We start from the raw sequence: 11,579 nt of genomic DNA, 5'->3' as shown, positions 1-11,579 counted from the left end.
ACGTGTTTTTCTCATGATACACCTCGACCTGTTTTGTTGTATTTATAGTAACAGGTCGCTGTTATGTTGTGTCCACTTATTATCCTAAACTCAAAATGAGCACTCCCGGTGCAAATAGCGTCTCTACGATTCGTTAGAAAATTTCAGGTGCCTTTTTGAACCAAATAAGGCCTGTGGAGTTCGTTAGAATTTCGCGTGGGGAAACGGGGGCACATGCAACGCCCAAAATAGCCGATTCCCGCTTGAGTACGGTGCTCATTCCGAAGCATGGCGGCGCAAGCGCGGCAGTCGAGTCGCTGGGTCTTACGCACCGCGCCGCAAGCGCAGCGGTCGAGTCACCACGCCTCACGCACAGCACCTCGCAGTCGCTACCACAGCGCCGCAAGCACAGCGGCCGAATCACCGCGCCACAAGCACCGCGCCTTACGCGCCGCGCCTCACGCCCAGCGCCACAGCCGCGCCCGCGGGCCTAGCGCTACGCTGCATCCCAGCCGCGCTCCCCTAAGTATTCGCGGGCTGCTGCCCGTAGGTACGCGACATAAAATCAATATAGGAGCGGGCGAGGATGAGATCCTCGAGCGCCTCCTTGGAGGTGCATGGCGCAGGGCGGTCGCCGCGCACGGCGGCGAGGAAGTTCAGCGCCTGGTTGCGCATAGCCGAGACGTTCGGCATGATCGGCTGCACGATTTCCGGCGATCCGAGCTGCGGATTGTCCTTGTATATGGTCACTTTGCCGGCTTGCTGGCGAACGAGCGGGGCAGGGAGGTCGACGCGGACGAAGCCTTGCTCGAACGTCGCGACTACCTGTTCATGCCATTCGATCGATGTCTGGTAGGCGGCCATTTCAAGAGAGACGGTTACGCCGCTCTCGCTCTCGCCGACAAGCAGGACGCCGGCGCGATCGCCGAAGGTCAGCTTGTAGTTCTCGCCCAAGAAGAAGCGGATCGCATTGACTTGGTGAATGTAGTAATTCACGAAGGCGTCCAGATCCCGCGTCTGCTGATCCGTATAATCCGCCGGACCTTGCTCCAGCACAAGCGAAGGATACGGCTCGCCGGCACTCAGAGGCATGTCGGCCCCGGCAATCCAGTCGCCCGGTGGCATCGCAACGCGAATGCTGCGCAGCTTGCCATAGTCGCCGCTTGCTCGCCAAGCATCGACTTCCTTCTTGGCGCGTTCCATCGCCGGATCGGACCGCTTATGGTAGCCCACCATATGCAGCGTACCGGTTTCTTCGCTGATCCGCACCAGTTCCCGGCCGGCTTCCACCGTTAAACAAAGCGGCTTCTCGGTGAAGACAGGAATGCCGGCGCGCAAGATATCCGGGATTAGAGCAGGGTGATGCCGATACTGCTGCGGCGCCACGATTGCGTCCACTTTGGCCTGAGCGAGCAGCTCTTGATGACTCGCATACACTTCCGGAATCCCATAGCGGTCCGCTACCAGTCGAGCCGATTGCGGCCTCACTTCTGCCAGTGCGACAACCTCGCACTGATCTCGCAATACTGCGTAATTGCTGAGATGTGCCATCTGCCCCATCCCGCCGCCGCCGACAAAACCGATTCGTAATTTACTCATTTGACTATCCCTCTCTTTTTCCAAGATTCTCAAACAAAAACAATCCGTCCTTGCCCGGAGCGACGATGTCGGGATACCCGTTGCCGGTCAGATCCTGCACCCAGAAGTAGATGCCGGCCCCCGACGCCTCGCCCGCAGGGCCAAAGTCGATGACATGTTTCTTGAACTTACCACCATCAATCTTGTAATAGTAGATGCCGATCGGGTCATGCGCCCCCGGATCGCCGTCATTATGAGCACGATACCGCTTGCCCGAGATGAGTTCCAGCTCGCCGTCGAGGTCCAGATCAACAAGCCACAGGTCATGGAACTGGGAGCCTGACATGTCGATCTCATGCTTCGTCCATGTTCGTGAGCCATCCTCAGCACGACCTTGCTCATACCAATGCAGCCCATAGTCGTGCGCTTGGCCGACGATCAGATCAATCAGTCCGTCGCCATTTACATCATGGCCGAGAACCGGCACGCTTGCGCTACCGAGCGAGAACTCCGGATGGAAAGTCCACAGTCCGGCAAAAGGATCCTCCGGCTGCTCCAGCCAGCCGCCGGACAGCACAATATCCATGCGCCCGTCGCCGTTAATATCGACAAATCCCATACCATGGCCGCTAGCACCTTCACTAATAACAACCTTCTGAAACTGTCCGGTTCCATGGCCTTCCGCATCGCGAACCAGCTTGTAGAACGCCTGCGGCATCCCCGGCGTATTCGGGAAAATCTCCGGCACGCCGCAGCCGTCAATATCGTAATAACGAATCGTCTCGATGCTGCCGCATTTGTCGATATCGAATGTTTCCCAGGCTGTGCCGGTATCGCCCGGATTGCGGCGCCAGCGAAGCGTCTCGCCCCACCACGCGCCGGTAATGATATCGAGCCGTCCGTCGCCGTCGACATCCATCGGATAATCGGAGAAATCATCGTGATACTCCGAAATTGCCAGCACATCGTAAATATAATGCTTCTTCTCATAGTCCGGTCCCTCGTACCAATAGGCACCGCTGACGATATCGGGAATGCCGTCTCCGTTCACGTCAAACACAGCACAAGCTTCATATTTCTCTTCAGACAGCTGTCTCTTCTTGAATTGAAGCAAAGCACGCACGCTCCTTAGCAAACTATTTAATGTTGTACGAAATCGGTCTTCTGGATTATGCTGAAAATAACTTATGCAAGCGTTATCTATATTAAGGGTATGTCATCCGGGCAAGAGAGACAATAAGTGAACTTGGGCGAAAAACTATTCATTCTTGCGCGAGGGAAGGGGGAAGCCGCCATGGGGGATTCGACGATTTTTCGCAGACCGCCGCTGTTTCTGGTAGGCAGCTCGTTTGACTTGAGCGGCGATCCGGATCGGTTCCTGCTGGAGCTGCACAAGCATGATGCCAACAGCGAGATCTTGTTGATCGAGGAAGGCGAAGGCGAGTTCGAGATAGACGGGAAGAGCTACACAGCCGGAGCGGGAACTCTGCTTATCTATCATCGGGGCGTGTGGCATAAGGAACAGTCAACGAAGCATCCTTTTCGCGCTACTTTTATAGGGTTTAGAGAGCTGCAGGTCGAGGAGCTTCCGCCGGATTTCTTCCTCCAGCCCGGCGCGGCGCCGGTCATTCATCTGCAGGATCAATTGCCGGCCATCCGCAATTTGATGCGCGATTGTATCTCAGAGTTTCGCAAGGGGGAGCCGGAATCGCAGACGATTGCGAATCATTACCTCGCCATCCTGTTTGCTAAGCTAGCGCGGATCACGCACTACACCGATGCGGCAGACCGGGCACGGGTGCCCTCGAAGGAAGCGGTTTGGAAAGCGAAGCGGATCATGGAGGAGAACTACAGCGCTCCGGTCACGCTGGAATCGCTCGCCGAGGAAACCTATATGAACAAATACCATCTAGCGCACCTATTCAAAAACGAGATGGGCGTAAGTCCGATCCAGTTTCTAATCTATTGCCGGATGGAGGCAGCCAAGCGGTATTTGCGCACGACAAACTTACAGGTCAAAGAAATTGCCGAGATCGTCGGCTATCAGAGCGAGCCGTCCTTCTACAATGTGTTTATGAAAGTAAACGGCGTCACGCCTAAGAAATATCGGGATGGCGAATAGGCTATTGTGTTCCATTCCCTTTTATTGAAATAATGGGGATAGCAGTGCATCCGGGGATAAGGACGTGTATGTAATGTTCAGATTATTTATCGTGGATGACAACAAATATGAACGGAACACAATGAAAGAGGTAATAGAATGGTCGTCGCTCGGCATAGAAGTCGTCGGCCTATTCGCGAATGGTTTGGAAGCGCTTTCTAGAATGGACGACCTCCGACCTCACATTGTGATCACGGACATCGCGATGCCGTTAATGAACGGGGTCGAGTTGTCCGCCCGCATCAGACAATCGCATCCTCATGTCAAAATCATCTTCGTCAGCTCCCACAGCGATTTCGAGTTTGCCAAATCCGCCGTCGAGCTTGGCATTTACGGTTATGTGCTGAAGCCGATTATGCCGGATGAATTAGAGCTGGCGATTCACAAGCTTCTTGCCGAGTTTACGCAGCAGCATCGCGAGCAAATCGAGAAAGAACGCATGTTGAAACAGCTGGAAGGAATGCTTCCGCTCGTGCAGGAACAATTCCTGAAGGAAGTGCTGCTGGGCAACTTCCGCACGAAAGAAGATATTTTGGACAAGATCGAATTCCTCGCACTCCCAATCGTCGATCACGCGAATATGAGCGTCATCTCCATCAATTCCTTGGCTGCAGATAAGCAGGAACACCGAAGCGCACGGGACGCCTACTTTCTTTCCTATTCGATCAAGAGTTTAATCTCCAAAGCAGGAAACGCTACAAGATCCATGTATCCGGTCCAAATTTCGGCGGACGAATATGCCGTCATCGTCTTTGACCTCGAAACCGACAGGCAGGACGTCATCGATGCGGCTGTCCAGCTTCATACAGCAATTAACGGAGAGCTGGGCATCCATGCGACGATGGGCATCAGCACGAGCTCCCGTGAGCTGACAGAGCTTGATCGCTTATACATGCAATCGCAGCAGGCGGTTAATACACGCTTCTACAGCGGAAGCAACCCGATTATTCGTTTCGAGGAAATCGAAGACCGTTCGGACATTCCTATGGAGGACATGCCGAGCTTAGTGGAAGTCTATCAAGATTTGAAAGCGCTCATGTCGTTCGGGAACGACCAAGACGTAGAAGAATTTATTGAGAAGTACTTGAACGCCGTGAATGTAAGGCAAAGTGAGAATTACGTCAAGGGCTTTGCGCTGCTCTGCTCCCATCTATCGGGCATTCTGTTCATGGAAGCGAACCAATCGATGAAGGATGTTTTCGGCGATAATCTGGCGGTATGGGATAAATTGAACCGGATGAGCACCAAGGTGGAAGTCGTGCAGTGGATCAGGCAATCGTTCGAGGTCATCAAGGAGCGGGTAACCGACCGGAACAGCTCCAAGAATGTGAAAATCATCGCGGCAATCAAACAGATGATCCATGATAACTACCGCGAGCAAATCTCCATTGAGGATATTTCCAAATCTGTTTATTTGAGCGGGCGCCACGCAAACGGAACGTTTAAGAAAGAAACGGGACAGACCATCTTCGATTATTTGGTCCAATATCGAACGGATAAGGCGAAGCAGCTGCTAAGGGAAGAAGGCAGTAAGGTGGCCGCTGTAGCCGAAGCAGTCGGTTATGTCAGTACCTCCTACTTCATTCTTGCGTTCAAGAAAAACGTAGGCATGACACCGGCTGAATTCAAAAGCAAAGCCGCACTTTAATGCGCATGGCCATGAGATCGGGGGCGAAACCATGTTCAAACTGGATCGGTTGAGGTACCGGCATAAAGTAGCGGCGATCATCTTCGTGTTTGCGCTGCTTCCCATGCTTGTGCTCGGTTCATTCCTGACGAGCCGAATCTACAGCAGTAAAGTAAAGGATATTCTGGCTGAGAAGCAAACGCAGCTTGAAAGCAGCGCAAGCAGCGTGAATGCCATACTTGATTCCAACGTCAATAAAGTCGAATTCATCAACAGCAACTATTTTATTATCAATTATTTAGAGACATCTTATAAAGAAAATAACCTGGTCCGCATCATGAACTTCAGCGACTACCTGCAGAGTGTCATGAAGGCGGCCAAAACGGAAAATACCCAGACGGAGATTGTTATTTATGCCCTGAAGGATACCAATTACGATGGGGAGTATTTGCGGAGCATCGGCAGTTTGGAGAACGAACAAGCAGATGCTTCGACAAGTTCGACAAGTCTCAAGGATGCCATCTTGAACACCAATAACACGGAACTTCTCTGGTTAATCAAGAAGGCGAAGCTGAATGCCAACTCTACCATGAAGGCCGATTATATTTATGCCTATAAACAATTAATATCGCTTAATAGGCCGCTTGCCATTATTGAAATGCGCATCCAGTTGAACCAGTTGATCAACTTCTTTCCGAGTGACATTCCCAAAGGTAGCTATATTAATTTTGAAGGATCCGGGCAGTATGGCGATTATCGGCTCAGGGCAGATGCAGACGTAAAGCCGGGTGCTTCCTACTATGTACTGAATCAATCCTTACACACGCCGCTAGGGCATGTTTCTTGGTATATTCCGAAGAGCCTCGTCTTCCAAGAGTTGAAATGGTATTGGGTTTCCGTCGGCGTTATTTTTCTAATTATCGTCGGCATTCTTGTTTTTACTGTCGAGGTTGTCTCGTATTATTTGACCAAGAGGCTTGAGGCGCTGCTTCGCAAAATGAACAAAAACGTGGAAAGCCTGATCAGCGAGGAAGATTCGATGATGAACCCTTCCACTCACGACGAATTTGAACGAATGGGCAACTCTTACTATGAGCTGATCCAGCGGGTCAAAGAGTATTATAAGCGCATCACGGACTACGAGCTTGAGCGAAAGGTGCTGGAGACGCAGCTGCTTCAGGAGCGCTTTAATCCGCATTTTCTCTACAACACGCTGTCCACGATACGCTCCATCAGCGGGGACAAGCAGGTGAAGGACGTCATTAACTCGATGGTCAAGTATTACCGGATCGCGTTGAATAAGGGCAGCAGCATCGTGACGATTGTGCAGGAATTGGAAATGATCGAGCAATATTTGCGACTTCAGAAGTTTGCATTTGGTACCGAATTCCATTATGAGATTCAATATGATGAAGGAATTGGTTACCGACCTGTTCTCAAACATCTGCTGCAGCCGGTCGTGGAGAACGCCGTCTTGCACGGGTTAATTGGGCGAGAAACAGGTGGCATCGTTCGTATATCGGCTAAGCAAGATGGTGACGATGTCCTATTCGCCATATCCGATAATGGAGCAGGAATGGATGCTGCGCAGATCGAGCAGCTGCTCGAAGGGGAAGCTTGCGGACTGTACGGAGGTTATGGCATGAAGAACGTCCGGAAACGACTGGAGATCTTTTACCCGAAGCTGCACAAGCTTGAAATTCGGAGCGAGCCGGGCAATGGAACGACTGTTAGGATTCGAATTCCTGCCGCTATTCACATCGGCGAGCAATCTTCACTGGATATAGCCCGTTAAACCTGCGCCGAGGAAGCGCAGGTTTTTTATTACTTTTCCTGATTGTGATATCAGATTTCCGCATTTTGGCTTTAATTAAGCGCTTTCAAACTATATGCTATACCCAAGTCGAACAGCTGTGCATAGGAGGGGGAGTCAAAGTGAGGGCGGTTACAACGCATGAAGGAGACGTAGCTCCACACGTTAATCTATCCAGGAAACCCAATTGGAAGCGCAAGTTCAAGAAGAGCTATTTTGCCTATTTGTTAATGCTTCCCTCCGTCGTCTTGACATTGATCTTCTGTTATTTGCCGATGCCCGGCATTCTGGTTGCTTTCCAGGATCATAATATTTTCGCCGGATTGTGGCATAGTCCTTGGGTGGGGTTTAAGCACATTAATGCCATCTTTCATGTGCCGATGCTGCAGAAGGCGATTCTTAATACCTTTCTGCTAAGCGTCATGATGATTGTCGTCAGCTTCCCGGCTCCGATCCTGCTTGCATTGTTGTTGAATGAACTTAAGGACGGGCTGTTTAAACGAGGCGTGCAGACGTTAAGCTATATGCCGCACTTTCTGTCTTGGATCGCGGTTGTCGGATTAACTTATTCGCTGCTTGATGTCGATGGCCCGATGAATGATTTGAAAGTTATGCTTAGCAGCGCGGATACCGAACGGTCGATGTTCTTGTCTCATCAGGTACTATTCGTTCCGCTCCTGCTCTTGCTCAGCGTGTGGAAAGAGGTTGGGTGGGGAACGATCGTGTTCCTGGCCGCCATTACCTCCATTGATCCGAACTTGTACGAGGCGGCTAAGATCGACGGAGCCAATCGGTTTCAGCAGCATCGATACATTACGCTTCCCGGCATGAAAACGACGGCCATCATCATGTTGATTTTCACGCTCGGTTCGTTGTTCGGCAGTAATTTCGAGCTCGTCTACGGGATGCAAAACGCATTCATCGATTACCCGGTTATCTCGACTGTCGTGTTCTCTTCCGGCATTCAACAAGGGAATTACTCGACCGCGGCTGCCATCGGGTTTGTGGAAGGGATTGTCGCCTTTACGTTTATTATCGCCGCGAACCAAATCGCGAAGAAAGTATCCCGAATTTCGATCTTCTAAAATATAAGAAAACATAAGTTTCACCTTATACCATGCTTATATTTCACCGGAATGAAACGCGCTGGGCCGCCAAGAGAACGGCGAGAGCCGTTTCACCTTGAGGGGAGTCCGTATGAACCACGAATCCACGTCCTATAAAGTGTTCAAAGTCGCCAATATCGTGTTCCTGTCGGTGCTGGTGTTCATCATGGTCTTCCCCTTCTTGAATGTGCTTGCTTATGCCTTCAACGATCCGCTTGATTCTCAATTCGGGGGCATCACCATCTATCCGCGGGTGTTTACCTTCAACAATTTCATGCTGCTGTTCCAGAACCAAGAAGTAATTCATGCGCTTTGGATTTCCTTGTGCAGAGTCGCGGCAGGCACGACACTTGCGGTCCTTGTCCAGTACGCTTGCGCTTACGCATTTACGTTAAAGGATGTCACCGGAAGAGGCGCGCTGCTCATCTTCCTCATCATTCCGATGTATTTCAACGGGGGGTTAATTCCGACTTACCTGATTTATTCGGAGCTGCATGTGTCGAACACGTTCTGGGTGTATATCCTGCCGGTATCGTTTAGCCTCTACAACATGGTCATCATCCGCTCTTACTTATTCACGATACCCGACAGCTTAGGCGAGTCAGCTCGGATTGACGGAGCGAACGACTTTACGATCATGACTCGCATTTACATGCCGCTGTCGATGCCGATTATCGCCGTCATGACGCTGTGGACGGCCGTCTATCACTGGAATGATTGGACGACTACGCTGTATTACGTGACGAACCACAAGCTGTTTACGATGCAATACATTCTCATGCAGATCTTGAAGGAAGGCGAGAGGGTCGCCAAGCTGATGGAAGAGGCATTGATGAAGAACATCACCGTTGTTTCTTCCGGACAGCCCCATATTACACCGCAAGCGATACGGTCAGCCAACATCATCGTGACATCCATTCCGATTCTTATTATTTATCCGTTCCTGCAGCGCTTCTTCGTCAAGGGCATTACACTTGGCGCAGTCAAAGAATAGGCGGACTCTATTTCGGGAGGTGAGGCAGGCTCGTCGACAAGCCATAAGCAATGAAATCCGATTTCGCAAGAGGGGTACAACGAAGGGGAGGAGGGCAAAGAGAACACGTTAATCTCATATTTCACGCAGGATGCCAAACCGATACCGATAAAATCAGGAGGCTAGAAGATGAGAAACAGAACGAGAAAAACGCTTTCCGTGCTTATTTCGGCGATGATGATCGTTACCTTGATCGTTGGATGCTCCAATAACAAAAACAATAACGAGAACACCGGCAGTACCGCCACTAATGAAACAGCGACGAACACGAATACCGCTACGAATACAGAGACGTCGACGGAAACCAATACGACGGAACCCGCTGCGGAGCCGGCTGCCTACTACGATATGCTCGATAAAGTATCCGACAGCTCGGAGCTGCCGGACTGGACGGGAAAACAACTGAATTTGAAGGCTTGGTATACGCACGGCAGCGGCGATGCTAAGCGCCCTTCGTCGGACAAAGACGTCGTGACGCCGGAAATTAAACGCGTTACCGGCGTAACCATCGATAAGGACGGCTCCTTCGACAACGGCGGTCAAGACGTCAAGGTGAAGATGGGTCTGCTGAACGCTTCCAACGACTGGCCGGATATCGCTTTCGTAGACGGCGACATGGCGCCGTTCCAAGACTTAATCAAGGCAGGCAAAGTGTACGAATTAACGGATGCAATCGCCCAATATGCTCCGCACGTGGCGAAGAGAATGCCGTTTGACGTCTTCCCATTGATTAAAGAACAAATCACATCCAAACATCTGGACGGCGACAAAATCTGGGGTTTCCCGACGATGGTCGGTAATCCGGACGGCTCGATTAAACAGCTGAATCCTGATTTCGTTCCGCCGAGCCCGCTGAACAGTTCACTAGGCTACAACTGGATCTGGGTTCGCGACGATATACTAAAAATGATGTACCCGAACGCCAAGACCCAAGACGAGATCGACGCCCTATATTTGAAGAACGGCAAGTTTACGAAAGAAGAGATTTTTGACGTTCCCATTAAATCCACGGATGACATGATTAAATTCCTGTACGATGTACAGAAGGTAATCAAAGATAAAGGATTAAAGGAAAACGGCAAGCCGGTGCAAGTCACCTACGGCTTCGGCGGCGGCGACAACTGGAGCTTGATGACGCAATTATTCAATAACGTCTACCGAATACCTGCCAACAACAACTACTTTACTTACTACGATAAAGCCTCGAAGAGCATTAAATACTCCTTCCAGCAAGATTGGTTTAAATCGGGTATTGCGGAATTCAACAAGCTCGTTCGAGATAAAGTAATGGATCCTAACTCGCTCCTCGAGAACAACGCTACTCACCTAGAGAAGCTGAATAACGGTCAATATGCGGTACCTTATATGTACGATACGCCGGATGCAGCTGTGCTGAAAGCAGCTAACAAGCCATATCGGTATAGAAAACTATTTATCGACGCACCTATCGATTTCTCCAGAACGATCATGCCTTACGGCCAGAACGGCATCAACTACTCAATTATGATCTTCAAGGACAAAGTGTCCGAGGAAGACTTGCCGCAAGTCCTTCGTTTCCTGGATTATATGATTTCGGAAACAGGCGAGAAAATGTACGAGTGGGGACCGAAGAGCGCGGGGCTGTTCGAAGAGAAAGACGGCAAACGCGTATTCGTGAACAAAGATCTGGAAGATGCGATGGTGTACACGAACCAAGCTAACGGTGCACAACTTTCGTATAACCTGTTCAACACTCGCATTGGCACAACGGATGGCTATGGCTTCGCATGGCCGTATTATCCAAGCTACATGTGGGGCGCAGGTCCGCTTGCTCCTTACAATACCTACACAAGAACGCTTAGTGCGGCGGACGCACTCGGATTCTTCGATCCGGGCAACCTGCCGGGAGAGGCGCAATCGAATTTCGCGACGATGCTGAACAAAGGTCACGAAATTTGGAACTTCTTCGGCAGCGTAGCCGAAGCGGATGCCTTCTGGAAGAACCGAGACGCCTTCGAGAAGACGTTGACGAAGACATTGGCTGCTAAGGACGATGCACAATTCGAGTCGATGTGGAAGGAATTCCAAGCGCTGGCGGTTCAACAAGGCGCGGATGAGAAATCACTGGAGGCCATGACAAAGTACTTCAATGAGCAGAACAAAGATTACTTGGGCAATATTAAGTAGCTGTGATAGGGGGAAGACCGGCGGGAGAGCGCCGGTCTTTTGCTCTTTTTTGGTACGGAGTCCAGTAACCTTTTATGGGGATACATCGTCTGGTGGGTAAGAAGACGGACCAGTAG

General features: G+C 50.8%; 8 protein-coding genes. 6 read left to right on the top strand and 2 right to left on the bottom strand.

The window, feature by feature from the left end:
* Positions 1 to 501 precede the first annotated feature (501 nt).
* On the bottom strand, positions 502 to 1,578 hold the full coding sequence (locus BLW29_RS24280; RefSeq protein WP_090984475.1) for a Gfo/Idh/MocA family protein: 1,077 nt from the start codon (positions 1,576 to 1,578) through the stop codon (positions 502 to 504).
* Between the two features lie 4 nt (positions 1,579 to 1,582).
* Complete coding sequence (locus BLW29_RS24275; RefSeq protein ID WP_090984473.1) at positions 1,583 to 2,671, bottom strand: FG-GAP repeat domain-containing protein; 1,089 nt, start codon at positions 2,669 to 2,671, stop codon at positions 1,583 to 1,585.
* 180 nt (positions 2,672 to 2,851) lie between these two features.
* Between BLW29_RS24275 and BLW29_RS24270 the strand changes: the two genes are divergently transcribed.
* The 6 genes from BLW29_RS24270 to BLW29_RS24245 all read left to right on the top strand — a co-directional run bounded on the left by BLW29_RS24270 (position 2,852) and on the right by BLW29_RS24245 (position 11,463).
* Complete coding sequence (locus tag BLW29_RS24270; RefSeq protein WP_090984471.1) at positions 2,852 to 3,679, top strand: helix-turn-helix transcriptional regulator; 828 nt, start codon at positions 2,852 to 2,854, stop codon at positions 3,677 to 3,679.
* Between the two features lie 73 nt (positions 3,680 to 3,752).
* Positions 3,753 to 5,366: a response regulator transcription factor gene (locus tag BLW29_RS32060; protein WP_090984469.1), complete on the top strand. Its 1,614-nt coding sequence runs from the start codon at positions 3,753 to 3,755 to the stop codon at positions 5,364 to 5,366.
* Between the two features lie 31 nt (positions 5,367 to 5,397).
* Positions 5,398 to 7,140, top strand: coding sequence for a sensor histidine kinase (locus BLW29_RS24260; protein WP_090984467.1), 1,743 nt, complete (start codon positions 5,398 to 5,400; stop codon positions 7,138 to 7,140).
* 140 nt (positions 7,141 to 7,280) lie between these two features.
* Complete coding sequence (locus BLW29_RS24255) at positions 7,281 to 8,243, top strand: ABC transporter permease (RefSeq protein WP_090984466.1); 963 nt, start codon at positions 7,281 to 7,283, stop codon at positions 8,241 to 8,243.
* 112 nt (positions 8,244 to 8,355) lie between these two features.
* Positions 8,356 to 9,258, top strand: a complete 903-nt coding sequence (locus BLW29_RS24250; RefSeq protein WP_090984465.1) for a carbohydrate ABC transporter permease — start codon at positions 8,356 to 8,358, stop codon at positions 9,256 to 9,258.
* A 168-nt stretch (positions 9,259 to 9,426) separates the two neighbouring features.
* On the top strand, positions 9,427 to 11,463 hold the full coding sequence (locus BLW29_RS24245) for a type 2 periplasmic-binding domain-containing protein (RefSeq protein ID WP_090984463.1): 2,037 nt from the start codon (positions 9,427 to 9,429) through the stop codon (positions 11,461 to 11,463).
* Positions 11,464 to 11,579 lie beyond the last annotated feature (116 nt).

Source organism: Paenibacillus sp. CF384, from assembly GCF_900106745.1.
Lineage (GTDB): Bacteria > Bacillota > Bacilli > Paenibacillales > Paenibacillaceae > Paenibacillus_Z.
This window is presented reverse-complemented; position numbering and strand designations above follow the sequence as displayed.

What these genes read in the sequence shown, in the direction of transcription:
- BLW29_RS24250 (WP_090984465.1), top strand. Translation starts at nt 8,356, where the DNA reads ATGAACCACGAATCCACGTCCTATAAAGTGTTCAAAGTCGCCAATATC.
- BLW29_RS24280 (WP_090984475.1), bottom strand. Translation starts at nt 1,578, where the DNA reads ATGAGTAAATTACGAATCGGTTTTGTCGGCGGCGGCGGGATGGGGCAG.
- BLW29_RS24245 (WP_090984463.1), top strand. Translation starts at nt 9,427, where the DNA reads ATGAGAAACAGAACGAGAAAAACGCTTTCCGTGCTTATTTCGGCGATG.
- BLW29_RS24270 (WP_090984471.1), top strand. Translation starts at nt 2,852, where the DNA reads ATGGGGGATTCGACGATTTTTCGCAGACCGCCGCTGTTTCTGGTAGGC.
- BLW29_RS24260 (WP_090984467.1), top strand. Translation starts at nt 5,398, where the DNA reads ATGTTCAAACTGGATCGGTTGAGGTACCGGCATAAAGTAGCGGCGATC.
- BLW29_RS32060 (WP_090984469.1), top strand. Translation starts at nt 3,753, where the DNA reads ATGTTCAGATTATTTATCGTGGATGACAACAAATATGAACGGAACACA.